Origin of the sequence: Aeromonas sp. FDAARGOS 1415, assembly GCF_019048365.1 — a bacterium.
GTDB lineage: Bacteria > Pseudomonadota > Gammaproteobacteria > Enterobacterales > Aeromonadaceae > Aeromonas > Aeromonas taiwanensis.
The window spans coordinates 1,744,703-1,770,762 of the sequence record NZ_CP077363.1; the positions used below are offsets into that span (position 1 = coordinate 1,744,703).

Consider the following 26,060-nt stretch of genomic DNA (forward strand, 5'->3'; position numbering starts at 1 on the left):
TATGCAAATTAACCTGACCGGACACCATGTCGAGATTACCGAAGCTCTGCGTGATTATGTGAACAACAAATTTGCCAAACTCGAGCGTCACTTTGACCATATCAACAACGTGCATGTGGTGTTGAGCGTCGAAAAACTGAACCAGATCGCCGAAGCCAAGCTGCACGTCAGCGGGGGTGAGGTGTTCGCCAATTCGCAGCATGCCGACATGTATGCGGCGATTGATACCCTGCTGGATAAACTGGATCGGCAGATCATCAAGCACAAAGATAAGTTAAATCAAAAATAACTATGCAACTTGAACACATACTGAGTCGGGACTGCACCAAGAGTGCGGTCCCTTGTACCAGCAAGAAACGCGCGCTCGAGATCATCAGTGAACTGGCCGCAGAGCGCCTCGGCGCCTCCCGCCAGGTCCTGTTTGAAAGCCTGCTGGCGCGGGAAAAGATGGGCAGTACCGGTATCGGTGCCGGTATTGCCATTCCCCACGGCCGGATCGACGACGCATTTGCGCCGACCGCCGTGTTGATGACCTTCTCCGAACCCATTCCTTTCGATTCGATCGACAATCAACCGGTTGACCTGCTCTTTGCATTGCTGGTGCCGGAAAGCGAGTGCAAGCAGCATCTCAAGACTCTTTCCCTGATGGCATCCAAGCTGGGTGACAAGGCCGTCTGCCGCCAATTGCGCCAGGCGACCAGCGACGAAGAACTCTATCAGATCATGACGTCGGCCTGAGGCCGGGTCTGACACAGCCACGTTGGCGTGAGGGGACAAGATGCAGTTAATAGTGGTAAGCGGCCGTTCGGGCTCCGGTAAGACGGTAGCCCTGAGGGTGCTGGAGGATCTGGGGTATTACTGCGTAGACAACCTGCCGGTCAACCTGCTGCCCCAGCTTATCGTGTCGGTGGAGAGCCAGTATGACAAGCTGGCGGTCAGCATCGACGTGCGCAACCTGCCCGCCCAGCCTGACAGGCTGGAGAGCCTGCTGAGCCAGGTCCGCAACGAGGGGCGGGTGGAGTTTTCGAGTTTCTTCTTCGATGCGGACAACACGACCCTGCTCAAGCGCTACGGCGAGAGCCGCCGTCTGCATCCCCTGTCACGGAACAAGCTGTCCCTGGACGAGGCGATCCGGGAAGAGACCCACCTGCTGGCGCCCCTCTCCTCGACCGCCGACCTGCGCATCGACACCACCAACCTCAGCATTCACGACCTCAGCGAGCTCATCAAGACCCGGGTGCTCGGCAAGAAGGAAAACGAGCTGGTGCTGGTGTTCGAGTCGTTCGGCTTCAAGTACGGCATCCCCAAGGATGCGGACTTCGTGTTTGATGCCCGCTTCCTGCCCAATCCCCACTGGATCCCGGAGCTCAAGCCCTTCACCGGCCAGGACGAGCCTGTGGCCAACTACCTCTCGAGCCAGCCGGATGTCATGCTGTTCATCCAGCAGATCGAGAACATGCTGGCGACCTGGCTGCCCCACCTGGAGCGCAACAACCGCAGCTATGTGACGGTCGGGATCGGTTGTACCGGTGGCCAGCACAGATCGGTGTTCATCGCAGAGCGGCTGGCCAGCGCATTCCGGCTGCTTGGCAAGAACGTGCAGATCCGCCACCGCACGCTGGACAAGCGGTCCACTCAGGCCTGACAGACCACAGGATGCTCAGATGACAGTTTCCGCCTCGGTAGAAGTCAAAAACAAGCTAGGCATCCACGCCAGACCGGCCATGATGCTGTTCGAGCTGGTGCAGGGGTTCGATGCCCACGTGCTGCTGCGCAACGAGGAAGGGGTCGAGGCCGACGCGGACAGCGTGATCGGCCTGCTGATGCTGGACTCCGCCCAAGGCAAGCAGGTGGAGGTGCAGGTGGAGGGCCCCGAAGAGGTGGAGGCCCTGGCCGCCGTGGTGGCGCTGTTTACCTCGGGTTTCAACGAGGAGTAAGCGGCCCCGCCTCGCCTCAGGAGGCGCAACGCGCCAGCGCCTTGAAGGTGGCAAAGTCCCGACAAGCCAGCAGGTTCCTGCTGGCTTTTTCGTTCATCAGCGCCAGAAACAGGTCGTAGAGCCCCATCGCCTCCTCATAGTCGGCCTTGGCGATGGCCAGCACGAAGATGAGGGTAGCGGTCTCGCCATTGCTCCAGTCGATCCCCTGGGGTGCCAGTACGGTATAGACCAGGGTACGGTGCGCCAGCAGACCGAGGGAGTGAGGCAGGGCGATGCCTTCCCCCAGCATGGTGGAGACGATGCGCTCCCGCTCGAGCAGGGATCCCCGAAAGCCGCTCTCCACCAGGTCCTCGCGCTCCAGCTGGGAGCAGATGCGGGCAAACAGCTCGTCCTGAGTGATCGGCTCCCTGACCACCATGAAGTGCTCGGCATCGAAATACTTGTCGAGCAGATAGGGGCGGGTGCGATCGATGAGCACCAGCTTGCCGAGCTGCTCCAGCTGATACTGGGTCGGGAAGGGGGCTACCTGCACCACGGGGACGTTCTTCTCGCTCACCTTGACGGTGCTGATGACAAAGTCCTGCTCGACCCGCGCCAGCCCTTCATAATCCCGTACCGACTCCAGTGTCATCAGCTGAAGTTGGGGGTACTCCCGCCGGATGCGCGCCTCCAGTACCCGGAAGGTGGCATTGCCCGCGTCGCACAGCAGCAGCGCCTGGGGGCGCCGGGCGTAACCGATGTCGTAGTGGCGCTCAAGCCCGACCCCGATGTGGATCACCAGGTAGCCGATTTCATGGTGGGTCAGCCGGTACGGGGTCTGCCTGATCCACTCCGAGATGGCGGCCAGGGTGATGTCGTAGGCAAGGGGGTAGTACTGCTTGATGTGGTCCGCCAGCGGGTTGTGGCTGCCGATCTGGTACTTGACCCGCAGCAGCATGGCGCTGATATGGGTCTGCAGATCGGCCCGCAGCTGAGGATCGCCGCGAAGGTCATAGGGGTAGTGCTGGTGGATGTAGGCCAGCAGGTGCTCCGTCAGCTGCTTGCTCTCGGCGGCCATGGACGGTCCGAGCTGGGGGGTGTCGGCCGTGAGACGGGCCTGGATCTGGATGGCGAGGCAGGCGATCTCCTCCTCCCCCGGTGGCGTCAGGGTGGGCAGGGCGGCATAGATATCGCGGGCCACTGCCGCCAGAGGCGGGGTGATGTCGTCGCTGGCAAACTGGATCAGTTCATGGCCGGAAGCTTGCCGAAGCAGGGCGACGGCGCAGTAGACGGTGACTTGCTGCAGGCTCTCGTCGGCGAGGCGCAGCTGATGTCGGCTGAGCTGTTCGTGAATGTGATTGCCCACTACCTCCAGCGTCTTGCTGGGGCAGAGGGTAGGCAGCAGGCTCTGGAGCGGATGCTGTTGCAACAGTTCCTGACAGAGCAGCTGGGTGAGGCAGGCGCGGATCGCCGTCTCGTTTCCCTGAATGCGCATCCCGAGCCTCGGCTTGCTGTCGATGGCGAGCCCGAAGTGAGCGAGCCGCTCCCGCACCTCAGCCATGTCTCCCTGCAGTGCCGCCCTGCTCAGGTACCAGGTGTCCGCCAACTCGTCGAGCTTGATCCCCTGTTCCGCCGTCAGCAGCAGGATCTGCAGGTGCAGCACCCGCTCGCGGCTGGTGCGGGGCAGGGCGCTCTCCTGCCCCTGTGCCGCCAGCAAGGCGTCGAACAGCCCCTGATTGTAGATCTTGAGCTGGTAGCCGCTGCCACGCTGGTGGATCAGATGGGCGCCCTGGGTGGTGATGAGCTCGTTCAGGGTCGCCACGTCGGTGCGCACGGTGCGGGTGGAGACATTGAGGCGGCGGGCCAGCTCCTCCTGAGGCAAGGGCTCGGCGTGGAGCAGGACCAGCAGTTGGTGGAGCCTGGGGTGGGGCAGCTTGATCATGGGGGAAAAGGGGACTCCTGTCGCGCACTGTGGGTCGATGTTAACAAGGGGGTCAATGACAAGCCAGGCACCGGTCAGTGATCGGACCGGTGCCCCTGGCTATCAGGCCAGCAGCCCCTTCACCATGGTGAGCAGGGTGCGCACGTCCTCGGGCCGGGTCTGACCGCTTGCGCTATCGATGATGGAGCTGTAGACGTGGGGGATCACCTTCTCGACCCCGGCATCCAGCGCGATCCGCACTATCTCCTCGAAGTTGTCCAGATCGATGCCGCCAGTGGGCTCCAGCCAGAAGCCGTGGCGGGCGCAGGCCTCGGCCACAGTCTGATACTCGGCGCGGCAGGCCAGCCCGCCCATGGGGAAGAACTTGACCGAGTTGCCGCCCATGTCCTTGAGCAGGGCGATGGCGGTGTCGATGGGCACTATGCCGTCCGGCTGCTGGCTGCTCAGGGGACCGGTGGAGATCTTCACCATGCCCGGCGTGCCGGTGGGGGAGATCAAGCCGTTCACCAGGGTGGCAGACTGACCGAGCAGCGCCCGGCTGGCACCGACGCCGGTGAACACCTGGTTGACGTGTTGGGGCTGCAGCTGGCGGGCCAGCTCGGCCACCATGGCGGACTGGCGCGGATCACCTGCTCCCAACCCGATGGAGAGGGCGTTGTCGATGAGCGCCGCATACTCCTTCATGTCGGCGACGGCGACAGGGACATCCGGGTAGTTCTTGGAGAGCACGCCGACCAGCACGTGGCCCTCGGCGGCTTCATAAATCTCGACGGCATTCTCTCTGGAGCCAGCCAGCACGTTGAGGCAGACCCGATCGCGGTAGTAATTGGGCGTAAGAGACATAAGGAGTTCTCCTGGATTAGAGGTGGCTGTCGACGACGGCATGCTGTGTGAAACCCGGTAACGCGTTGAGGCAAATCTGATCGCGGTAGTAATTGGGAGTCAGTGACATCAGTTGTTCTCCTGAACGAGGTGGGCAATGGCGGCATGGATCTGATCTAGCTGGGGGACGGTAACGCTGCGCACGTCGATCTCGATGTGGCCCTCGTTGGCCTTGTAGCCGCGACAGTAGATGGCCGGCGTGCCCTGCTGCAGGCGGGCAACGACCTGCATCGTGGTCATGCCGATCTGCTGGTGGTCGAAGGCGATGTCGGTGCGGGCGATGTCACGCCCAGCGCTGTCCCATACCACCCTGGCGGTGACGCCGGGCAACTGGTTGAGGCCTTCGATGAAGGGGGTCATCTTGGCGACCATGTCGGCGCCGCTCTCCTTCTCTTTGGCCAGGTAGCGCTCGATGGCGTGAGTCAGGCCGAGGATCCCCTCCTTGCCTACCTTCATGGCGCGCCCGATGCCGTTGCCCTGCTGCTTGACCCACGCCACATACTGGCGTTTGCCGAGCACCAGCCCGCTGGTGGGCCCCTCGATGGCCTTGGCCCCGCTATAGATGACGAGATCCGCTCCCTGGTTGTAGTAGAGGTGCAGATCCTCCTCCGCCGCCGCATCGACGATGAGCGGGAGCCCGTGGACCCTGGCTACCTCGGCCGCCTCGGTCACCGACAGAATGCTCTTCTGCACGCAGTGGTGGGACTTGATATAGAGGATGGCGGCGGTATTGGCATTGATGGCGGCGGCCAGCTGGGCGGCAGAGCACTCGTTGGCATAGCCTGCCTCCACCACCTTGCCACCCCCCAGGCTGACCATGGTGCCGACGGGGGCGCCAAAGTTCACATTGTGCCCCTTGGGCAGCACGATCTCGCTTGGTACCCCGTGGTCATGGGCGTGTAACTGCTCGAGGCGGTAGGGGTCGCCGCGCACTATCATGGCGGCCACCGACTGGGCGATGCCGGCGCTGGCGCAGGATACCACCACCGCATCCTCGGCCCCCAGCAGGCCGGCGATGTAGGCGCCGGTCTTGTCGATCAAGTCTTTGACCTCGAAGTAGTGACCCAGGCCGAAGTTGACCGCGTCGACCACCTCCTGCTCGGGGGTGGAGACGCCGAGCAGGGTCATGCGCCCGGAGGCGTTGATCACCGGTTTGAGCTGATATTTCTCATACACAGAAGGCATGGTGTGATTTCCCGTTGTGAGTCAGAACCAGTTCGCCGCCGACCAGGGCGGCGAGGGGGAGCAGTTGCCGGTCGCCGTGGCGGGTAGCGGCCTCGGTATCGGCAAAGAGAATCGGGTCGCTTGCGACCTGGAACAGGGTCAGGTCGGCATCGGCGCCCACCTCGAGGCGCCCCTTGCCGGGCAGGCGCAGGGCATCGGCGGCCTGGTGGGTGACGCAGGCGAGCACCTGTTCCAGGGTCATGCCGATGGCGAGGAATTTCGACATCACGTGGGCCAGGCTGTAGACGGGCCCCTTGATGCGGTTCTTGCAGTAGATGTCGGAGCTGATGGTGTGGGGCAGGATCCCCTGGCGGATGGCCAGCTCCGCCACCTCGAAGCTGAAGCTGGCGCCGCCGTGGCCGATGTCGAGCAACAGTCCTCGCTGCATCGCCTCGCGCACCGCCTGGCGCAGTTCACCCGCCGGAGTCAGGATGCGGTTCGGCTTGCCATTGAAGCAGTGGGTCAGCAGGTCGCCATCCCCCAGCAGGGCGACGATCTCGTCGAGATCCGGCGGCGTGTTGCCCACATGCACCATCAGCGGCAGGTTGCCATTGTCCCGCTGGATCTGCTTGGCCACGCGCAAGGGCTGCAGGCCGCTCTCGCCCACCACGCTGCCGCTCATACGCGCCTTGATGCCGACGATGAAGGAGGGGTGGCGCCGGATGGCGGCCTGGGCGAGGGCGGGGTCGATGTCAGCGGGATTGGCCAGCTCGTTCTGGCGCAAGAGGCCGATGCGGGAGATGTTGAGCAGGGCGTGGACCCGGGTCTTGCAGCCGGCGGCGATCCGCTGGAAGTCGTCCACGTCGTCGGCCCCGGTGCTGCCGGCGTCGATGACGGTGGTGACACCTGACGCTACCCCCACTTTGTCCGGTTCATCGCAATAGATGGGGGAGGCGGGGTAGCAGTGGGTGTGGCCGTCGATCCAGCCGGCGCTCACATGGACCTGTCCGGCCAGAGTGAGGGTTTGCTTCGTCTCCGTGCTCTCTGGCAGCGAACCCAGCGCCGCTATCTTGCCATTCTTGATGGCGATGTCGACGAGCTGCCCGTTTCCCAGGCGTCCCGCCCTGATGATCGTGTCGTACATGCTGGTGACCTCGACAGTGCCGCCCCTAAGGGCGGCGGGTGTGGCGCCGGCTTATGCCAGGGCGATGGGGAAGAAGGTGCCGAACAGCATGGCTCCCAGGATGGCGCCCCCCGTGATGGGTTTCTCCCAGAGGTAGAACACCAGGGCGCCCAGCAGGGAGCCTATCCCGATGGGGATGGAGGCGCCCATGGCGGAGAGGATGATGAGGGGGCCGAGGAAGCGGCCGGAGCTGTTGCCGGCCCCCATCATGACGTCCGCCCCGTAGGTGGAGTTGCTCTGGTTGATGGTGAACTTGCGCGCCAGGATGATCACGTAGCCGATGGCCAGGCCAATCGCCATGCCGGTGACCAGGGAGGCGGTGAAGTTCTCCACCGGGTAGACGATCCCGGCCCCCAGCAGCAGGGCGGGCACGCCAAGGCCCACCCCGGTCTGGATGGCGCCGCCGATGTCCAGTATCCCCACCAGGGAGCCCTCGATGATGCGGGCAAACAGGAAGCTGGCGCCAAAGGCGGCCACCGCGCCGTAGGCACCCGTGTCCATCCCGGCCTTGAGCATGGCGACGAAGGCGACCTCGTTGAACGCGCCGACCCCGTAGAGGTAGAACATGTGGGTACCGGCGAAGACGCCGGAGGAGAGCAGGCCGACGAAGATGGGGAAGGACCAGTCGGCATACCAGAAGTTATTTCTCAGTTTCTCATCCATGGTGTGACCCCTTATTTGCCGCTCAGCAGGTTGTGGACGTTTTCCAGCCACAGGGGGATGCCCAGGTGGAAGGACTCGATCAGTTTCATGTCAAAGCCGCGGAAGAAGCCGCTCAGCACGAACAGCAGCACGATGGCGCTCATCATGACGCGGGTGACGTGGTTCCAGCCACTCTCTTCCACCCCCTTGCCGATCAGGATGCCGAGCACCAGACCCGGCACGGCGTTGCCCATGATGAGCTGCGCCAGACCGCCGAAGATGGTGGCCCAGAAACCGGACTTCTTGCCCGCCTCGATGGCGGCCAGCCAGAAGATCACCGGCATGACGGTGTTGACCAGCAGGTTGGCGGCCGGCACCAGTACCTTGACCGCGGTGACCTGCAGGGCGGCGGGCACGGCGGCGGCGGTGCTGTTGAGGAAGGCGACCACGATGGCCCCTATGATGCCGCAGGCGATGGCCATCTTCTTCGGGTCATGCAGGGTGGTGGCGAGATCCCGGTTCTTGATCATGAGGGCTGCCGCGCCCCAGTTCGGCAGAATGCGGTGATCCACGTCCTGGGTGAAGGCCCCGGCCGCGACCGTGGAGGCCCAGGCGTTGAAGAAGAAGCCCAGACCGAACGAGAAATGGGAGGCGGGATCCCCCTCGCAGGAGTTGAGCTCGCCCAGGGTGCGGAAGGCCCCCATGCCTTGTACGGTCGGGGCGTGGAACATCCGCGCCGCGCCTGCCCCCACCCCGACGCCGACCAGGCCGCCGATGATGAGTGACTTCATCAAAATGATTAGAAACATCCAAGTTGTCCTTTTGGTTGTGGGGTCAGATCAGGGTGAAGTTCACCTTGTCGACGTCCAGGCTGGTGACCTTGACGGTGATCGCCAGCCGGACCCGGAACTCGCGGCGCTGGCGCGGCAGGAAGAAGAACAGGAACTTCTCCACCCTTACCGACTCCTCGGCCTCAAGCACCTCGACCTCGAGCGGCTCGATGCGCAGCATCACCCGGGGGTTCTCCTTGAGCAGGCCGGGTTGCACCTGGCTGAGGGCGGCGGCGAACGCCTGCTGGCGGGTCGCCCCCTTGCCGTTGACGGTCACCTGGGTGGTGAAGTGTTCTTTCATCAGGCGCGTCCGTGTTTCTTGGCGAAGGCCTCGACGAGCTTCTGGCCTAGCTCTTCCTTGTCCATGAAGCCGAAGCCCAGCACCACGCACCCCTCGTTGATGGCGGTGATGCCCTCCTCGATGGAGCGCATGCCGTAGCGGCACTTGTAGCCGTACTTGGTCTGGGCGGTGATGGCGCCGGCGCCACCGCTGCCGCAGAAGGAGATGCCGAGATCGGCCTGCTCCCTGTTCATCACATCACCGAGCTTCATGTCGGCGGCCATGCCGGGGATCACGGTCACGGCAGCACCGGCGGCTTCTGCGCCCGCTCCCACCTTCTGACCCTTGCCGAGACGATCTCCAATCACGAGTTTGATGGCTGTCATTTAGCTTTCTCCTTTGACTGAGCTGAGTTCATTTTCTTTGGCAACTTCGAAATGGACGGACAGGAGGTGCGCCTCCTCGTAGGCGAGTCGCTCCAGCCAGCTGACGACCTGTTCGGCGAGGCGCAGGGAGAGGGGGGAGATCTCCTCGAACAGGCTGAGGTCGACCTCCGGCAGGGATTCCCCGCTATGGGAGCGCCACACCATGGCCTTGACGTGGGAAGCCAGCATCTGCAGCTGTACCTCGTTGGGCCGTATGCCCTGATCCGCCAGCAGGTTATGGATGCGGGCCAGGGTGAGATCGGTCTTGCGCAGCAGCGCCGGGCTGTCCGGGGTCAGGGGGCTGTCATGGGGGTCGGTATTCAAGGTCTGCTCTCCAGGCTGGCAGAAAGGATGGAGGTACCTTAAGGCGGGGGCGCGGGAGGGAGGAGGCAGGCTTTTTCCGATTCGAACCGGAAATTCGGGTGGAATGGCGTCACAAGAGACTGTTTTTGTGGCGGGGCGCGAGAAAGTGGGGCCAAGAACGCCGGTACGCTGTGATCCGGAGCGCATTTTGGTGGCGCCTGCCGCCGAAAAACCTCAGGCAAGAAGTGTGAGAAGGTTCACGAACGGAGAGTGGTCCATGGCTGGCAGGCTCAAAAAAAGGGCCCCCAGGGCCCTTCTCCGATCGGCTTGCCGTCAGGTGGCGGGGACGGCGCCGCTGGTCGGCAGGTTCTGATTCTGGTAGCGCAGGTCCTCTTCGATGACGACGTCGACGTCCAGCGGTTTGCCGTTGCGGATCACCGAGATGGTGAGTTTGGTGCCTGGGCGGCTCTCGACGATCTTGTCCATGACGGGACGCACGCCCGTGATAGCCTCGCCGTTGATCTTGAGCAGCACGTCCCCACGCTTGAGACCGGCCTTGGTGGCGGGGCCGTTGGGATCCAGGCTCTCCACCACCAGGCCCTGCAGATCCCCCAGGTTCAGCATGCGCGCCACTATGGGGTTGATCTCGACGCTGGAGATGCCGAGGTAGCCGCGAATGACCCTGCCGTTGGCGATCAGCTCATCCATGATGCGCTTGGCCAGCTTGTAGGGAATGGCGAAGCTGATGCCGTAGCTCTCCTGGTTGCCGTTGAGGTGATAGGCGGCGGTGTTGATGCCCACCAGATCGCCGCGGCCGTTGACCAGGGCTCCTCCGGAGTTGCCCTCGTTGATGGCGGCGTCGGTCTGCAGCAGATCCTGCCGGCCGTTGCTGTCCGGCCCCATGCTGGAGAGGCCGATGCGGCCGGTGGCGCTGATGATGCCCTGGGTGATGGTCTGGCCGACGTTGTAGGGGTTGCCGATGGCGAGCACCACGTCCCCCACGTCCGGCAGCCTATCCGGATCCTGCGGGATCACCGGCAGGTTGTCCGACTCGATGTAGAGCACCGCCAGATCAGTCAACTTGTCGGTGCCGACCAGCTCGGCGCTGAACACCCGGCCATCCTGCAGGGCGACGATGATCTGATCCGCATCGGCGATGACGTGATAGTTGGTCAGCACGTGACCGCGCTGGTTCATGATGACGCCGGAGCCCAGTCCCTGAGGCCTGAGTTCGACCTTCTCGCCGCGATTGCCGGCGAAACTGCGGGTGTAGATGTTGACGACGGCAGGGCCGGCCCGGTGGGCGGCGTAGGAGAAGCTCAGTTCACGGGCATTGGTGATGAGGCCCGGCAGGTGCGCGCCTCCGCGAAAACTGGGAAACAGCAACAACAGGAGTGCAGCCACGGTGAGGCCAAAGCCGACAGACTTGCCCAAGTAACTGATCAAAGGTGGGATTTTCATGTCATTCTCGTCCGTACACGCTGCGCGCAGAGAATAACACTATCGATGGATAAAAATCACCCGCGGCGGTCGCCGCGGGTGTGAGGGACTTAACGGATCACCAAATAGAGCGAGGAGTCGCCGCGCTGGATGTTCAGCGCCAGGACTTCCGGCTTGTTCTTCAGTGCCTTGGTCAGCTCGCCCATGGAGTTGATACGCAGGCGGTTGACCCCGATGATGATGTCGCCCTTCTGCAGGCCGGAGGCGGCGGCAGGGGAGCGCGGATCGATGTCGGAGACGGCGACGCCGGTGACGGGATCGGTGATGGTGCTGAGCTTGGCGCCTTCCAGAGCCGGGTGCAGGGCGCTGGCAAGCATCTCGCTGTCATCCGCCTTCTTCAGGGTGACCTTGACGGTCTGCTCCTTGCCGTCGCGGATAAGGCCGAGAGAGACCTGCTTGTCGGCCCCCATGGTGGCGATCTTGGCACGCAGCTCACCGAAGGAGCGGATAGGCTTGCCATCGATGCTGATGATGATGTCGCCCGCCTTGATGCCCGCCTTGGCGGCTGCGGAATCAGGCATGACCTGATTGACGAAGGCACCGTCCTTCTTGTTGTAGCCGAAGGTCTTGGCAATCTCGGAGGTGAGCTCGGTGCCGGTGATCCCCAGCTGGCCGCGGCGCACTTCACCGTACTTCACGATCTGCTCTGACAGGTCGCGTACCATGTTGGACGGGATGGCAAAGCCGATGCCGATGTTGCCGCCATTCGGACCCAGGATGGCGGTGTTGATGCCGATCAGCTCCCCGCGCAGGTTGAGCAGGGCGCCGCCGGAGTTGCCGGAGTTGATGGCCGCATCGGTCTGGATGAAGTTTTCCAGATTTTCGATGTTCAGGCCGCTGCGACCGAGCGCACTGACGATGCCGGAGGTCACTGTCTGGCCCAGGCCGAACGGGTTGCCGATGGCCAGCGCGTAGTCACCGACGCGGAGCTCGTCGGAGTCGGCGAACTTGATCTGCACCAGATCCTCGGCCTTGATTTGCAGCAGAGCGATGTCCGACTGCTTGTCTTCCCCGATCTTCTTGGCCGCATATTCACGACCATCCTTCAAGTTGACCTTGATCTCGTCCGCCTCGTGGACCACGTGAGCGTTGGTGATCACATAGCCCTTCTTGGCATCGATGATGACGCCGGAACCGAGCGCCTGGAAGGGCTGCTCGCTCACCTGCTCGTCAGGCATGTTGGGACCGAAGAAGAAGCGGAATTGTTCCGGCAGGCGCTGGCGGGTGATCTTCTTGCCAGAGACGGAGATGTTGACCACGGCAGGGGTCACCTGCTCGAGTACGGGGGCCAGGCTCGGCATCTCCTGGTTGTTCGCCAGCAGGGGCAGGGCGGCTTGCGCCGGTGCTGCGGACATGGCGATACCGACACTGAGGGCTAAGACACTGAATACAGAAAGAGATTTACGCATATGAGAAACAGCTCCCAGAAAAAGTTGCAGTGCAATCGTCAAGGTCTGACCACGATAAGGCGTAATTAGTTCCAGCAGAGACTAGCCTGGTTGCTTGAGCAGACCGGAGGCACCCGCGTAGTCGCGGGGAGGCTGACCCGGTTCCTCGCTGGAAGTGGTTTCGTTTGCATCCTCCATTTCGGGCTCGCGGAACAGCGGCTCCTGTACCTTGGCCAGGAACTTGCTCTGCTCTGCCATGTGGCGATAGAGGGTCTGGTACTGCTCGGCCAGCTGCTCCATCAGGGCGGCGCTGTCGGCGAAGTGGGTGGTGATCTGGCCCTGATAGCTTTCCAGCTCCTTGTGAGCCTTCTTCAGTTCTTGTTCCAGGCGTCCGGCATCCCGGCTGCGGACAGAGAAACGGCCGATCACTACGCCGATGATCAGGGCGGCAATCGCCAGCAGGATCCCGTTAAACAGAGTCATAGAAGCTCCTTGTTACAGCTAAATCGATGAATTTGAAACGGTCGGATTGACCGCAACGCCTCGCTGGCACTATACCGTGCCCCCCGAGAGCGTGATACCATTTTGTCCCTCATTCAGGGACTTGGAGGCGGTTTACAGGATGACCCCGCAGCAAAAATATCAGCAGGATTTGCAGCGTCCCGGCTTTGTGGCCGACCCGGCCCAGGCAATGGCCGTGACCCGCCTGGAACGACTCTATCAGGATCTGTGCGCCAGCCCGACTCCGACCAGATCCCGCAGTCTGCTGGGCTGGCTTCAAAAGCCGAAGAGCCGCGACCCCATCCAGGGGTTATATATGTGGGGCGGCGTGGGCAGAGGCAAGACCTGGCTGATGGATACTTTCTTTGACAGCCTGCCCGGAGAGCGCAAGCTGCGTGTCCACTTCCACCGGTTCATGCACCGGGTGCATGACGAGCTCAAGGGACTGACCGGCCAGGCAGACCCTCTCAAGCTCATCGCCAGCAAGCTGGCCAGTGAGGTCGATGTCATCTGCTTCGACGAGTTCTTCGTCTCCGACATTACGGATGCCATGCTGCTGGGTACCCTGTTCCAGGCGCTGTTCGGCCATGGCGTGGTGCTGGTGGCCACTTCCAACATCCCGCCCAAGGATCTCTATCGCAACGGCCTGCAGCGGGCGCGCTTCCTGCCTGCCATCGCCCTCATCGAGCGCCATTGCGAAATACTGAACGTGGATGGTGGTACCGACTATCGCTTGCGCACGCTGGAGCAGGCTGAGATCTACCATTTCCCGCTGGATCAGCAGGCCAGGACCAACCTGGACCGCTATTTCGGACAACTGACCGGTATGGCGCAGGCGACAACCGCCGTGCTGGAGGTCAACCACCGCCAGCTGAGCGTATTGGGTATGGGGGAGGGGGTGCTTTACATGGAGTTCGAACAGCTCTGTTGCACCCCGCGCTCCCAAGGGGATTACATCGAACTGGCCCGGGAGTTTCACTCCGTCCTGCTAGCCAACGTGCAGCCCATGGGCACAGGCACGGACGATGCCGCCCGCCGCTTCATCGCCATGGTGGACGAGTTCTACGAGCGGCACGTCAAGCTCATCCTGTCGGCATCGGTGCCCATGGCCGAGCTATACGGGGATGGCCTGCTGAATTTCGAATTCAAGCGCTGTCTTTCACGGCTCCAGGAGATGCAATCGCACGAATACCTTGCAAGAGTGCACCTTCCTTAGTCACAATACCGCGCCTGCCAGTCGGATGGGCATCTGCGGCAGGTAGGGCCGGGCGACATTTGCTAGCTTCATGGCAGTGAAATTAGCAGGTGATATTTAAGGCAACTTCACTTATAATCGCCCGGCCCACGTTACAGCTGTCGATAAGACAGCAACACTTTAAGCTTTACTTGTATTCGAAGGGGTACAGGTAGGCCATCGTTTGTTGTTTGTGGGAGAGCCCCCATAAGCAATTGGGTCTGTAACAGGTAATTGGGTTTAACTTAATGAAAACTTTCGTTGCCAAGCCAGAAACCGTAAAACGTGACTGGTACATTGTGGACGCAGAAGGTAAAACTCTGGGTCGTATCGCAACCGAGATCGCTGCTCGTCTGCGTGGTAAGCACAAAGCCGAGTACACTCCGCACGTTGACACCGGTGACTACATCATCGTTGTAAACGCCGAGAAGGTACACGTAACCGGTAAGAAATTTACCGACAAAATGTACCACGCTCACTCCGGTTTCCCGGGTGGTATCAAGTCCATCAGCTTTGACAAGCTGATTCAGCGTAAGCCGGAAATGGTAATCGAAGCTGCCGTCAAGGGCATGCTGCCGAAGGGCCCGCTGGGCCGTGCCATGTTCCGTAAGCTGAAAGTTTACGCAGGCGCAGAGCACGCTCATGCTGCTCAGCAACCTCAAGTACTGGATATCTAACGGGAACTGGCAACATGGCAGAAAATCAATACTACGGTACCGGCCGTCGCAAAAGCTCCACTGCTCGCGTCTTCATCAAAGCGGGTAGCGGTAAAATCGTAATCAACCAGCGCTCCCTGGAGCAATACTTCGGCCGTCCGACTGCCCGCATGGTAGTTCGTCAGCCGCTGGAGCTGGTAGAGATGACCGAGAAACTGGATCTGTACATCACCGTTAACGGTGGTGGCATCTCCGGTCAAGCTGGTGCGATCCGCCACGGTATCACTCGTGCTCTGATGCAGTACGACGAGACCCTGCGTTCCGAACTGCGTAAAGCTGGCTTTGTTACTCGCGATGCCCGTAAGGTTGAGCGTAAGAAAGTCGGTCTGCACAAAGCGCGTAAGCGTCCGCAGTACTCCAAGCGTTAATTCGCTTTTGGTACGCACTCTCACGAGTGTCAAAAAAGCCTGGCCATGTGCCAGGCTTTTTTTATTGGTAATCTTCCATGCACTAATGCTAAGCACACGTCACAAAAGACAAAAATTTGTGTATTTATTGTTTTTGCCCATCGCTTCCCTTTCTTGTCAAATTGTTATCTTTTCTTTAAAATTTCCATGGTCTTTCTGTGTCAATTGCCACTCCGCTTCCACCGCAGTTGTCAGGGAGAGGAGATAGGAAACGGGGACACTATAAGAATGAGCGGAGTCCACATGGGAGAGTTTTTGGATGAGCAATGCGCCAGTTGATACCGGTCGCCGCAGATTTCTTACCTGGTCAACGGTTGCCGTTGGCGGTGTAGGAGCTGCTTTTACCGCAGTGCCGTTTATAAAGTCATGGAATCCGAGTGCCAAAGCCAAGGCGGCGGGGGCACCGGTAGAGGTGGATATCAGCAAGTTGGAGCCGGGTCAGCTGATCCGGGTCGAGTGGCGTGGCAAGCCTGTCTGGGTGGTGAAGCGCACCAAGCAGACCCTGGATGCCCTGGCCGCACACGACGACAAGTTGCGGGATCCTGCCTCCGACGAACCACAACAACCGGACTACGCCCACAATGGCTACAGATCCATCAAGCCGGAAATCTTCGTGGCGGTCGGTATTTGTACTCACCTGGGTTGCTCCCCCTCCTACCTGCCTGACAGCTTCGGCGAGCAGGTGCAAGGGGTGACCTCCGGCTTCTTCTGCCCATGCCATGGCTCCAAGTTCGACATGGCCGGTCGGGTGTTCCAGGGCGTGCCTGCGCCGCTGAACCTGGTCATCCCGCCATACCAATTTCTTAGCGACACCACCATTCTGGTGGGTGCCGATGGCAAGGAGGCCTGACCATGTTTGCCAAACTCATGGGCTGGATTGACGATCGTTTCCCGCTCACGGCCATGTACAACGATCACATGGCCAAGTATCCGGCTCCCAAGAACCTGAATTTCTGGTACTTCTTCGGTTCCCTCGCCATGCTGGTGCTGGTCAACCAGATCATCACCGGCATCTGGCTCACCATGAACTACAACCCCTCTGCGGAAGGCGCCTTTGCCTCCGTCGAGTACATCATGCGGGATGTGGATTACGGCTGGCTGCTGCGTTACATGCACTCCACCGGCGCCTCCGCCTTCTTTGTGGTGGTCTATCTGCACATGTTCCGCGGCATGATCTACGGCTCTTACCAGAAGCCGCGCGAGCTGCTGTGGATCTTCGGCATGCTGATCTTCCTGGTGCTGATGGCGGAAGCCTTCATGGGTTACCTGCTGCCATGGGGCCAGATGTCCTTCTGGGGAGCTCAGGTCATCATCTCGCTGTTTGGCGCTATCCCGGTCATCGGTGACGATCTGACCTTGTGGATCCGCGGTGACTACGTCATCTCCGGTGCCACCCTGAACCGCTTCTTCGCGCTGCACGTCATTGCGCTGCCGCTGGTACTGGTGATGCTGGTGGCCATGCATATCCTGGCGCTGCACGAGGTGGGGTCGAACAACCCGGACGGCATCGACATCAAGAAGCACAAGGATGAAAAAGGCTGGCCGCTGGATGCGGTGGCGTTCCACCCCTACTTCACGGTCAAGGACATGATCGGGGTGGCAGGTTTCCTGTTCCTGTTCTGCGCCATCATCTTCTTCAAGCCGGATATGTGGGGCTACTTCCTCGAGAAGCCGAACTTTGAGGTGGCGAACGGTCTGAAGACTCCGGAGCACATTGCCCCGGTCTGGTACTTCACTCCCTTCTACGCCATCCTGCGCGCGGTTCCGGACAAGCTGCTCGGGGTCATCATGATGGGCCTCTCCATCGTGGTGCTGTTCCTGCTGCCCTGGCTGGATCGCTGCAAGGTGCGTTCGGTGCGCTATCGCAGCACCCTGCACAAGTTGAATATCGCCCAGTTCGTGGTCTGCTTCATCATCCTGGGGGTGCTGGGCGTGCTGCCATCGACTCCGACACTGACCCTGATCGCACAGGTCTGTTCACTGGGCTATTTCGGGTTCTTCGTCCTGTTGTTCTTCTACAGCAAGAATGAGAGCACCAAGCCGCTGCCGGAGAGGGTGACATTCAAATGAAAAGAATAATTTTTGCAGTGCTGGCCCTTCTGCCCGGCCTGGTGTTGGCCGCAGGCAGTGGCTTCCCGCTCGACAAGGCGGAATATGACCTGAGTGACAAGGCATCCCTGCAAAGGGGCGCTACCACCTTCATGAACTACTGCGCCGGTTGCCACTCCACCCAGTATCAACGTTACAACCGGGTGGCAGCCGACATCGGCATTCCGGAAGAGTTGATGAAGGAGAACCTGATTTTCACAGGCGCCAAGATCGGCGATCTGATGAAGAGCGCCATGTCCGAGAAGGACGCGGCACGCTGGTTCGGTGCGCCGCCGCCCGACCTGACCCTGGTGGCCAGGGTACGGGGGGCCGACTGGGTGTATACCTATCTGCGCTCTTTCTATGTGGATGAGACCCGGCCGTTCGGGGTAAACAACGCTGTCTTCCCATCGGTGGGCATGCCACATGTGCTGGAGCCGCTGCAGGGGACGCCCCGTGCAGAATTCGCGACCCACAAGGTCGATGGCGTCGATGTCCAGCAGGTTGCCAGCATCAAATCTGACGGCAACGGTGAAATGAACAACGAAGAATATGATCAGACGGTGCTGGATCTGGTAAACTTCTTGGTCTACTCGGCTGAGCCGGTGCAGCAGGAGCGCGAACGCATGGGCTTCTGGGTACTCGGTTTCATCGCTATCTTCTTCATCTTCACTGTGCTGTTGAAGAAGGAGTTCTGGCGCGACGTTCACTAAGCGACCAGATCGGAGTAATATGACGCACGGCAATGAAGACAGACATGCTTCATTGCCGTTTCTGCTTTTTAATGACGGGAGGGTTCAATGGCTGTAGCTGCCAATAAGCGTTCGGTAATGACGCTGTTTTCCGGTGCCAACGATATGTTCAGCCATCAGGTGCGCATTGTCCTGGCGGAGAAGGGTGTTAGCGTGGATATCTGCCAGGTTGATCCTGCCAACCTGCCGGACGAGCTGGCCGAGCTGAACCCGTACAACACTGTGCCGACCCTGGTGGATCGCGAGCTGGCGTTGTACACCTCGCGCATCATCATGGAGTATCTGGACGAGCGTTTCCCGCATCCGCCCCTGATGCCGGTCTATCCGGTGGCGCGCGGCAACAGCCGTCTGATGATGCACCGTATCGAGCTGGACTGGTACTCCCTGGCCGACAAGATCATGGCAGGCACCGATACCGAAGCCGCCCGCGCCGAGCTGCGTGACAATTTGCTGGCCATCGCCCCCATCTTCGGCGAGATGCCTTACTTCATGAGTGAAGAGTTCGGTCTGGTCGACTGCTACATGGCCCCGCTGCTGTGGCGTCTGCCAAGCCTGGGCATCGACTTCACCGGTCGTGGCGCCAAGGAGCTGAAGGCCTACATGGTGCGTCTGTTCGAACGTGAGTCTTTCCAGGCCTCCCTGACCGAAGCCGAGCGCGAGATCCGTGCCGGCGTATGAGCATGGAGCCGACAATGACACCCAGTCGCCCGTATCTGCTGCGGGCGTTTTTTGACTGGTTGCTGGATAACGATCTGACCCCCCATCTGGTGGTCAATGCGAACATTCCCCATGTGATGGTGCCGATGCAGTTTGTGCAGGATGGTCAGATCGTCCTTAACATCGCTCCCCGAGCCGTCGGCCAGTTCCACATGGACAATGATGCCGTCAGCTTCAACGCCCGCTTCGGTGGCGTGTCGCAGCAGGTTTATATCCCGATGGCGGCCATTCTTGCCATCCATGCCCGGGAGAACGGCGTAGGCACACTGTTCCCGCCGGAGCCGGGCTACGATCTCTGGCTGGAGCAGGCCGAGGCCACGGCGCAGCCCGAGCCCGAACCGGAGCCACCGCGCCCGTCGGGCCGTCCAACGCTGAAAGTCATCAAATAAAAAACGCAGCCTCATGGCTGCGTTTTTTACATCCCCTGCATGATCAGTTCTGGGCGAACTCGAAGGCCTTGATCACCTGCCTCACGCCACTGACGTGGCGGGCTATCTCCACGGCCTGATCCCCTTCCTGACGCGTCACCAGGCCAATCAGGAACACCTCGCTGTTCTCGGTCACGACCTTGACCTTGGCGCTGTCGAAGTTCTTGGCGGCCAGCATGTCGGCCCGCACCTTGGAGGTGATCCAGGTGTCGTTGCTGCGTACCCCGATGCTCACCGGCTTGCCGAGACGCAGCTCGTTGTAGACGTGGCGCACCCCTTCGATACGAGCCACTATCTTGCCCGCTTCCTGCTTGTAGGTGTCGGAGGGGGTCTGGCCGACCAGCAGGACGCGGCCATTGTTGCTGTAGACGCTGATCTTGCTGGCGGCGCTAAGGGGCTTGTTGTCGGCCAGCAGGTTGGCCGCCTTCAGCTCGATGGCCTGATCGTCCCATTGGGCACCCAGGGTGCGGCGATCACCGGACGCCTTGGCGGTCCCGGCGGCGCCCCCCACCACGACGGCAGCACAGCCCTGCAGCAGCAGAGAGGCGGTCAGCAGGCCAAGCACCAGTATCTTCTTGTTCATGGTTTCAATCTTCCTGTTGCGGGAAAAGAGTCTGGTCGATGAGATCACAGAGGCAGTGCAGGGTCAACAGATTCACTTCCAGAATGCGGGGGCGACGGGCGGAGGGGACGCGGATCTCCACGTCATTGGGGCCGAGCAGGCCGGCGATCTCTCCTCCGTCTCCGCCACCCAGCACTATGATGGTCATGTCGCGGGAGAGGGCCGCCTCGGCCGCCTTGATCAGGCTGCGACTGTTGCCCGTGGTGGTGATGACTACCAGGATGTCGCCGGGCTGACCCAGGGCCCGGATCTGCTTGGCATATACCTCTTCGAAACCGTGATCCGTGGCGATGGCGCTGATGGTGGCCATGTCCGGTGTCAGGGCCAGGCCAGGCAGGGAGGGGCGGGGCGTCTCATAGCAGTTGACCAGCTCGGAGATGAACAGCTGTGCCAGCGCCGAGGAGGGGCCATTGCCGCAGGCCATCACCTTGTGGCCATTGAGCAGACAGATGGTCAGCATCTGGGCCGCCGTGTGAATGGCGTCCGGCAGTGCCTCTGCGGCGGCTATCTTGGTCTGGATGCTCTCGGTGTAATTCTCTTTGATGGGATCTGTCATGGGGTCCTCTTAAAACGCGTTCTGGATCCAGTCCGGCTGGTCGCCCTCGAACGCGATCACATCGAATCGACAGGCCTGGCTGGCCTCATTGATGGCATGTTGCTTGAAATAGTGGCGGGCGGCCAGCACGATCTTGTGCTGCTTGCGCCGGGTGACCGAGCTGGCGGCCCCGCCATGGCTGGCGTGAGCACGATATCTGACCTCGACAAACACCAGGGTATCCCCCTGGCGCATGACAAGATCGATTTCACCACCGCGGCAGCGGTAGTTGCGGGTCACGGGTTGCAGGCCGCGGGCCTGCAACCAGCGTTCCGCTACCTGCTCAAAGTGCTGTCCCTTGCTCGTCGCTGCCGATGGCAACAGGTTCAACCACTGCTGGTGCAGCTGTGTCAGTAGCCTCTTCATGGGTCGCGTCCTCCAGCTGGGGCAAGGCGGTGTCGCTGACCAGCTTGCCATTCTGATAGGTGGCCCACTCCAGCACGCGCACGATGTTGCCCTGAGGATCCACGCTCAGCTGGCCGCTCATGCCCGGCTGTTGCATGGCGTTGACCTGGCGCATCTGCGGCAGGTTGTCAGCCAGGCTGACCGCATCGTAGCCGAGGGCGAACAGACGCAGCAGATCCCCCTGGGTTTGCGGCCAGAGAAGTGCAATCTGTTCACGCTCCTTCTCGTAGCTGCCCAGGATCAGCGGCATGTCGGAGATGTGCATGCCGTTGAGTTCGGAGGCGACCTCGGTCGCTCCGCTGTCATAGCCGCGAGAGCTGCTGTAGATGGGCAGGCTGCCCATGGGGTTGACCGAGATATCCACGTAGGGCTTGATCATCCGTGTCTCCAGGCTGTTGGCCACCACGTAGACGGCGTCGATGCTGCGCGGCGCGGCATCCGAAAGCTGGACGATCTCCCCGGCGCGGGCGGTGGAGCGACCGCTCAGGGCATTCTTGACCATGCCCTGCACTTCGTTGCGTGCCCCGAAGGTAGCGACCACCGGCTTCTCCTGGCTGACGCCGGCCCAGGCCTGCTCGAACGCCTTGATGCTGCTGTAACCAATACGGCCCTGTGCGGCGATCAACAGGGGTTTGCGATAACCCTGGCCGTAGAGATATTGCGCGGCCTGGCTCGCGTCGGCGGCGGCAGAGAGAGAGAAGTAGAAGGTGTTGTCGTTGACGATCGGCTTGTCCAGCTCGTTCAGCGCCAGTACCGGCACGGTCGGGTTGGACTTGAGCAGATCTTCGACCTGATCCTTGAGCAGCGGGCCGATGATCATGTTGGCCCCTTCCTGGATCGCCTGCTTGTAGAGGTCCCCCATCGCCTTGCCCTGGGTGTCGTAGAAGTTCAGGGTGAATTGCCCCTGATTCTCCTTGTAGGACATCAGCATGCCGTTGCGGATGGCGGCTCCCTGCACCTCCAGGTTGCCGGAGAGCGGCAGGAAGACGGCGACCTGCTGCAGCGTGCCGCTGCTCGTGGTGGCGAGATCGCCAAGGCCGGCCGGCATGTCACTCTGTGCCGGGTGGTTGGGGAAGCTCTGCTTCCACCCTGCGAGCTGGCGGGAGAGCTGGCTTGGCTGGGCGCCAAACTCGTTCACCAGGGCAGCCAGCCGCAGCCAGCCGGTGGTGACGTCGGGGGCCGGCGCCTCTTCCAGGGCTTGCAGGGTGGAGGGGGTCATGCTCTTGAGCAGGGACCAGATCTGCTGATGGTTGGTGGAAAGCTCATTCTTGGCCAGGTAGGGTTCCAGCAGGATCAGCGACTTGGCGGCACCGAACTTGTTGTTGATGTCGAGCTGCAGCACCACGCGCTGGCGGTACCAGTCCTTCTGGGTATCGGCATCCAGCGCCACGTCCGGCTTGCCTTCCAGCAGGATGAGTGCCTGGTTGGCATTGCCCTGGGCGAGCAGCAGGTGCGCCTGCAACAGTTGCAGCTGCGCCTGTTGTTCCGGGCTCTGGGCCTGCTTCTGCAACTGCTGGTACAGGGCGGCGGCAGGCTTGGCCTGACCGAGCGCCAGGTAGCTGCGGGCGGCCATCACCTGCCAGACGAAGGCTTCCGTCGGTTTGGCGGGGTCGACCTGTTCCAGATACCACTGGGCATTCTTGGTCAGATCCGAGAAGGCCGACGGCATGCCGGGCTGACCCGAAGGTTGATTGGGCTCCGACGCACAGGCGGCGAGCAGTACTGCCGCGAGTATGATGCCGAAGAGTCGTGATACACTTAGCTGCTTTGTAACCCGGTTCAAGTTCATTCCCCGACCAGTGTTGAAATTCCTCATAGTGTAAACGGGCCAATATGACGACACAATTGTCGGGGCACTCGGAGATCCCATGAGTGACATCCCAACCCTGTATATAGTCCCTACCCCGATCGGCAATCTGGCGGATATCACCCAGCGCGCATTGGACATTTTACGCCGTGTCGATCTGGTGGCTGCCGAGGATACCCGGCACACCGGCATCCTGCTCGGCCACTACCAGATCTCGGTGCCGACCTTTGCCCTGCATGACCACAACGAGCAGCAGAAGGCGGACGTGCTGATCGGCCGGATCAAGGAGGGCAAGAGCGTCGCTCTGGTCTCGGATGCCGGCACCCCGCTCATCAGCGACCCCGGTTATCATCTGGTCACCCGCTGTCGCGAGGCCGGGGTCAGGGTCGTGCCGCTGCCGGGTCCCTGCGCCGCCATCACGGCGTTGAGTGCTGCCGGCCTGCCCACTGACCGTTTCGCCTTCGAAGGCTTCCTGCCTGCCAAGGCCAAGGGACGCGACGATCGCCTGCAGGCCGTCATCGAGGACACCCGCTCCCTGGTCTTTTACGAGTCGCCGCGTCGGGTGCAGGAGACGGTGGAGGCCATTGCCCGCATTCTGGGTGAGCGCCAGGTGGTGGTCTGCCGCGAGCTGACCAAGACCTTCGAGTCCATCCACGGTTTGCCTGCCTCCGAGATGCTGACCTGGCTCGGCGAGGACGAGAATCGCTGCCGTGGCGAGATCGTGCTGGTGGTGGCGGGAGCGAGCAAGGTGGAAGAGGAGTTGCCGGCGGAGGCCATCCGCACCCTGGGGCTGCTGGTGGCCGAGCTGCCACTCAAGAAGGCGGCGGCACTGACCGCCGAGATCCACGGGGTGAAGAAGAACGCCCTCTACAAATACGGCCTGGAGCACCACTGAGACAGTCTGTGGATCCCTGGGGGCGTGCGCAGGGGCTCTTGTCCTGCTCGGCCCCGATACCGGGCTCGCGGGATAGGAGAAGAATCTGCTTCCATCACGGCGAGCAGAGGTGCCCCCGATGCTTTCGACGGGGGGCTGCTGGCCACCAAGGAGGCATAAGCTGGCTCTGGCACAGGATAAATTGCTGCAAACGGGAATTGCCGGTTTACCCCGCCGGTATCACGGGGCTATAATCCGCGCCTCGGAGTTGGCTGGGCAATCGCTGCTTCGTCGTTGTGTCCCTCGGGACAGACGGGCGGAGGGGAGGAAAGTCCGGGCTTCATAGGGCAGGGTGCCAGGTAACGCCTGGGGGGCGCGAGCCTACGACCAGTGCAACAGAGAGCAGACCGCCGATGGCCCGCAAGGGATCAGGTAAGGGTGAAAGGGTGCGGTAAGAGCGCACCGCGCGACTGGCAACAGTTCGTGGCACGGTAAACTCCACCCGAAGCAAGACCAAATAGGCCCCTATTGGCGCGGCCCGCGTTGGGGGCGGGTAGGTTGCTTGAGCCAGCGAGCGATTGCTGGCCTAGAGGAATGATTGCTACCGGGGCAACCCGGAACAGAACCCGGCTTACAGGCCGACTCCGACCTATTTCAAATCAAAGGCTTAGCGGTAAAACGCTAGGCCTTTGTCATATGTGCAACAAACTGGGGAACAAAACGGGGAATATCCCCCACTATCTGACCCGCCGTAATGGCGTTTTCTACGCCTGTTTTCGCCTCCCTACAGCGCTTAGCCAGCGCCCAAAAGTGATCCGTCGCTCTCTCCATACCCGTGATGCTGGATTGGCTCGTTTGCGTCTGGCAAAGTGGTTGCCAATCTTTCAGCACATCAAGGAAATGGCGCAGGTGAAGAGTGAAAAGGAGCAGTTAGAGGATCTTGTCCCTTCTATCCAGCGATTGAATGAGCTGACCGCCCAAGATGAACAGAGCGTGGTCAAGGTGGTGGCTGATCTGAATGCCCCTTTCGAGGATTTCCCAGAAGAAGGGCTGTATGCCGAGCAAGATGCCATAGATGACTTTATCGCGCCGTATCTGCAAGAGAAGCTGACTCTCTTGGAAAGTATTGAGACGGAGGACGATGCCGAGCGGATCTTTGCGCAATCCCCGCTCTCTGGCCTTGATATCGCCGCTTCTGAGCGGGAAGCCTACAGGGATGAACTTCTTTACCTCAAAGCGCGGCTGGCGAAGTTACAGGGGGATTCTGGCCTCTATGACCTGATGCGTAGCCAACTGGTGGAGCGGTATCTCACCCCTGAACTGGTGGCGTATCGTGAATGCGAAGCAGCCAAGGAAGCCCAAGACAAGGTGCTTGCTGTTGTCGCCAGACAAAGTATTGCAGGTGGGGTTAGTCGTGCTCCTGCCATGACCGAAACATCCCTGTTACTGTCTGAATCGTATAAGAAATTTATCAAATTCAAAAAAAATCTAACGGGAAAAATGATTAAGGATTATGACCGTTATCTCGATTTTACGCTGGCGATGTTGGGGGATATTGAAACCCACAACGTCACCAAGCAGGCATTGCGTGAATGTCTTGAGGTCTATCAGCAGATGCCGAAAGGTAATCTTTCGCCCTATAACACCATGAGCATGGCTGACAAGGTGGATTTGGCAAAAGCAGGAGAAATTGAAAAAGATCATTTGATAGCTGCTAAAACCGCAGGAGAGTTACTCAAATTTTATCAAAGTTTCTTTAGTGCTTTCTTAACAGATGAAAAGGATATGTTCACTACATCCCCCACAACCGGATTGAAAAAGCCACCATCGGAAGATGTGACCTGGGGGGCCTATACCAAGGCTCAGGGGCGCCAGATATACGAGTATTGGCTGGCACAACCTGATAGCCCCATGCGCTGGGTGTTTCTGCTGGTACTATTTACGGGAATGCGCCGTAGCGAAATTGCCAATGTTTCTCGTGACTCATTAAAAAAGGATCAGGATTCTGGCCGCTATTACCTGTGGATCCAAGAGGGGAAAACCGCTGCAGCAACCCGTCCGGTAACGATAGCGAAAGAGCTTGAGGCACTGGGGTTTGTCGAATATCTACGGTCACTTGATGGTGTACTCTATCCGGCGGAAAGGCTGAACGACATTACCGAGAGAGCAAACAAAGTGCGCCAGTTGCTTGTGATTGGTGAGACAGAAGAAAATGGCAAAGGGCGCTTGGTGTTTCATAGTTTCCGCCACTCTTTTGTCACCTTTAAACAAGCGCAACAGGTCGATTTTCCGCGTTTACAACGCTTTATCGGTCATGAAGGCACAAGGAGTATCACCACACGCTATACCCACGCTCATATGATCACCGATTATAGTGATATCGCCGATGGTGCTTGGTGGGTTTAATAGGCGGGCAAAATCGTAGTAAAAACGCGCAGGATGAGCTGTGTTGCATTTTG

30 protein-coding genes and 1 other RNA gene are annotated in these 26,060 nt (G+C 60.7%); 15 read left to right on the top strand and 16 right to left on the bottom strand.

Going from position 1 to position 26,060, the window contains the following annotated elements:
* The first annotated feature begins 1 nt into the window (after position 1).
* The 4 genes from hpf to npr are packed head-to-tail and all read left to right on the top strand — an operon-like array spanning position 2 to position 1,937.
* A complete protein-coding gene (gene hpf / locus I6L45_RS08280) occupies positions 2-289 on the top strand; it encodes a ribosome hibernation promoting factor (protein ID WP_005305957.1) in 288 nt (95 codons plus the stop codon).
* 2 nt (positions 290-291) lie between these two features.
* Entirely contained in the window at positions 292-738 is a 447-nt protein-coding gene (ptsN, locus tag I6L45_RS08285) for a PTS IIA-like nitrogen regulatory protein PtsN (protein WP_010675870.1), read from the top strand.
* A 40-nt stretch (positions 739-778) separates the two neighbouring features.
* Positions 779-1,645 (top strand): RNase adapter RapZ, encoded by an 867-nt coding sequence (gene rapZ / locus I6L45_RS08290; RefSeq protein WP_216983930.1) that lies wholly within the window; start codon positions 779-781, stop codon positions 1,643-1,645.
* A gap of 19 nt (positions 1,646-1,664) precedes the next feature.
* On the top strand, positions 1,665-1,937 hold the full coding sequence (gene npr / locus I6L45_RS08295; protein WP_010675868.1) for a PTS phosphocarrier protein NPr: 273 nt from the start codon (positions 1,665-1,667) through the stop codon (positions 1,935-1,937).
* 16 nt (positions 1,938-1,953) lie between these two features.
* Here npr and I6L45_RS08300 read toward each other — a convergent pair whose 3' ends face one another.
* The 12 genes from I6L45_RS08300 to I6L45_RS08355 form a co-directional block, all read right to left on the bottom strand.
* Positions 1,954-3,858 carry a transcription antiterminator gene (locus I6L45_RS08300; RefSeq protein ID WP_216983931.1) on the bottom strand — a complete coding sequence of 635 codons (1,905 nt, stop codon included), beginning with the start codon at positions 3,856-3,858 and terminating at the stop codon, positions 1,954-1,956.
* Between the two features lie 102 nt (positions 3,859-3,960).
* Positions 3,961-4,701: a KDGP aldolase family protein gene (locus I6L45_RS08305; protein WP_216983932.1), complete on the bottom strand. Its 741-nt coding sequence runs from the start codon at positions 4,699-4,701 to the stop codon at positions 3,961-3,963.
* Between the two features lie 108 nt (positions 4,702-4,809).
* Positions 4,810-5,925: a DgaE family pyridoxal phosphate-dependent ammonia lyase gene (locus tag I6L45_RS08310; protein WP_216983933.1), complete on the bottom strand. Its 1,116-nt coding sequence runs from the start codon at positions 5,923-5,925 to the stop codon at positions 4,810-4,812.
* Entirely contained in the window at positions 5,909-7,048 is a 1,140-nt protein-coding gene (locus I6L45_RS08315) for an amidohydrolase/deacetylase family metallohydrolase (RefSeq protein WP_216983934.1), read from the bottom strand. The genes I6L45_RS08310 and I6L45_RS08315 overlap by 17 nt, the downstream gene beginning before the upstream one ends.
* Before the next feature lie 51 nt (positions 7,049-7,099).
* Positions 7,100-7,750 (bottom strand): DUF4310 family protein, encoded by a 651-nt coding sequence (locus I6L45_RS08320; protein ID WP_134694720.1) that lies wholly within the window; start codon positions 7,748-7,750, stop codon positions 7,100-7,102.
* Positions 7,751-7,761: 11 nt separating this feature from the next.
* Complete coding sequence (locus tag I6L45_RS08325) at positions 7,762-8,538, bottom strand: DUF4311 domain-containing protein (RefSeq protein WP_134694721.1); 777 nt, start codon at positions 8,536-8,538, stop codon at positions 7,762-7,764.
* Positions 8,539-8,563: 25 nt separating this feature from the next.
* Positions 8,564-8,860 (bottom strand): DUF4312 family protein, encoded by a 297-nt coding sequence (locus I6L45_RS08330; RefSeq protein ID WP_043809095.1) that lies wholly within the window; start codon positions 8,858-8,860, stop codon positions 8,564-8,566.
* Positions 8,860-9,225: a glycine-rich SFCGS family protein gene (locus I6L45_RS08335; RefSeq protein WP_216983935.1), complete on the bottom strand. Its 366-nt coding sequence runs from the start codon at positions 9,223-9,225 to the stop codon at positions 8,860-8,862. The genes I6L45_RS08330 and I6L45_RS08335 overlap by 1 nt, the downstream gene beginning before the upstream one ends.
* Entirely contained in the window at positions 9,226-9,588 is a 363-nt protein-coding gene (locus I6L45_RS08340; RefSeq protein WP_043762655.1) for a PRD domain-containing protein, read from the bottom strand.
* 312 nt (positions 9,589-9,900) lie between these two features.
* Positions 9,901-11,028 carry an outer membrane-stress sensor serine endopeptidase DegS gene (gene degS, locus I6L45_RS08345; protein WP_134694725.1) on the bottom strand — a complete coding sequence of 376 codons (1,128 nt, stop codon included), beginning with the start codon at positions 11,026-11,028 and terminating at the stop codon, positions 9,901-9,903.
* Between the two features lie 89 nt (positions 11,029-11,117).
* Positions 11,118-12,476, bottom strand: a complete 1,359-nt coding sequence (locus tag I6L45_RS08350) for a Do family serine endopeptidase (protein WP_043762658.1) — start codon at positions 12,474-12,476, stop codon at positions 11,118-11,120.
* A gap of 81 nt (positions 12,477-12,557) precedes the next feature.
* A complete protein-coding gene (locus I6L45_RS08355) occupies positions 12,558-12,938 on the bottom strand; it encodes a YhcB family protein (RefSeq protein WP_216983936.1) in 381 nt (126 codons plus the stop codon).
* Positions 12,939-13,077: 139 nt separating this feature from the next.
* On the opposite strand from I6L45_RS08355, the gene zapE reads away from it, so the two are divergent.
* The 8 genes from zapE to I6L45_RS08395 all read left to right on the top strand — a co-directional run bounded on the left by zapE (position 13,078) and on the right by I6L45_RS08395 (position 19,259).
* Positions 13,078-14,172 carry a cell division protein ZapE gene (gene zapE, locus I6L45_RS08360; RefSeq protein ID WP_216983937.1) on the top strand — a complete coding sequence of 365 codons (1,095 nt, stop codon included), beginning with the start codon at positions 13,078-13,080 and terminating at the stop codon, positions 14,170-14,172.
* A gap of 266 nt (positions 14,173-14,438) precedes the next feature.
* Positions 14,439-14,867 (top strand): 50S ribosomal protein L13, encoded by a 429-nt coding sequence (gene rplM / locus I6L45_RS08365; RefSeq protein ID WP_005336289.1) that lies wholly within the window; start codon positions 14,439-14,441, stop codon positions 14,865-14,867.
* 14 nt (positions 14,868-14,881) lie between these two features.
* Entirely contained in the window at positions 14,882-15,274 is a 393-nt protein-coding gene (gene rpsI, locus I6L45_RS08370; protein WP_005336286.1) for a 30S ribosomal protein S9, read from the top strand.
* Positions 15,275-15,572: 298 nt separating this feature from the next.
* Positions 15,573-16,163, top strand: a complete 591-nt coding sequence (petA, locus tag I6L45_RS08375; protein WP_010675854.1) for a ubiquinol-cytochrome c reductase iron-sulfur subunit — start codon at positions 15,573-15,575, stop codon at positions 16,161-16,163.
* 2 nt (positions 16,164-16,165) lie between these two features.
* Positions 16,166-17,383: a cytochrome bc complex cytochrome b subunit gene (locus I6L45_RS08380; RefSeq protein WP_043762664.1), complete on the top strand. Its 1,218-nt coding sequence runs from the start codon at positions 16,166-16,168 to the stop codon at positions 17,381-17,383.
* Entirely contained in the window at positions 17,380-18,114 is a 735-nt protein-coding gene (locus I6L45_RS08385; protein WP_210547755.1) for a cytochrome c1, read from the top strand. The genes I6L45_RS08380 and I6L45_RS08385 overlap by 4 nt, the downstream gene beginning before the upstream one ends.
* Before the next feature lie 87 nt (positions 18,115-18,201).
* A complete protein-coding gene (gene sspA / locus I6L45_RS08390) occupies positions 18,202-18,831 on the top strand; it encodes a stringent starvation protein SspA (protein WP_039040485.1) in 630 nt (209 codons plus the stop codon).
* Complete coding sequence (locus tag I6L45_RS08395) at positions 18,828-19,259, top strand: ClpXP protease specificity-enhancing factor (RefSeq protein ID WP_167576546.1); 432 nt, start codon at positions 18,828-18,830, stop codon at positions 19,257-19,259. Before sspA ends, I6L45_RS08395 begins: the two co-directional genes overlap by 4 nt.
* Before the next feature lie 43 nt (positions 19,260-19,302).
* Here I6L45_RS08395 and dolP read toward each other — a convergent pair whose 3' ends face one another.
* Genes dolP through I6L45_RS08415 form a run of 4 tightly spaced genes read right to left on the bottom strand, consistent with a single transcriptional unit; the run spans position 19,303 to position 22,709 of the window.
* Positions 19,303-19,881 carry a division/outer membrane stress-associated lipid-binding lipoprotein gene (dolP, locus tag I6L45_RS08400; RefSeq protein WP_043762671.1) on the bottom strand — a complete coding sequence of 193 codons (579 nt, stop codon included), beginning with the start codon at positions 19,879-19,881 and terminating at the stop codon, positions 19,303-19,305.
* Between the two features lie 4 nt (positions 19,882-19,885).
* Positions 19,886-20,476: an SIS domain-containing protein gene (locus I6L45_RS08405; protein WP_010675848.1), complete on the bottom strand. Its 591-nt coding sequence runs from the start codon at positions 20,474-20,476 to the stop codon at positions 19,886-19,888.
* Between the two features lie 9 nt (positions 20,477-20,485).
* Positions 20,486-20,881 carry a YraN family protein gene (locus I6L45_RS08410; protein WP_134694732.1) on the bottom strand — a complete coding sequence of 132 codons (396 nt, stop codon included), beginning with the start codon at positions 20,879-20,881 and terminating at the stop codon, positions 20,486-20,488.
* Positions 20,799-22,709 (bottom strand): penicillin-binding protein activator, encoded by a 1,911-nt coding sequence (locus I6L45_RS08415; RefSeq protein ID WP_216983938.1) that lies wholly within the window; start codon positions 22,707-22,709, stop codon positions 20,799-20,801. The genes I6L45_RS08410 and I6L45_RS08415 overlap by 83 nt, the downstream gene beginning before the upstream one ends.
* A gap of 79 nt (positions 22,710-22,788) precedes the next feature.
* Between I6L45_RS08415 and rsmI the strand changes: the two genes are divergently transcribed.
* From rsmI to I6L45_RS08430, 3 genes are all read left to right on the top strand, one after another.
* Complete coding sequence (gene rsmI / locus I6L45_RS08420) at positions 22,789-23,622, top strand: 16S rRNA (cytidine(1402)-2'-O)-methyltransferase (RefSeq protein WP_043762678.1); 834 nt, start codon at positions 22,789-22,791, stop codon at positions 23,620-23,622.
* Between the two features lie 243 nt (positions 23,623-23,865).
* Positions 23,866-24,251, top strand: an RNA gene (gene rnpB, locus I6L45_RS08425) — RNase P RNA component class A.
* Positions 24,252-24,297: 46 nt separating this feature from the next.
* Positions 24,298-26,007, top strand: coding sequence for a tyrosine-type recombinase/integrase (locus tag I6L45_RS08430; RefSeq protein ID WP_216983939.1), 1,710 nt, complete (start codon positions 24,298-24,300; stop codon positions 26,005-26,007).
* The last annotated feature ends 53 nt before the right edge of the window (positions 26,008-26,060 follow it).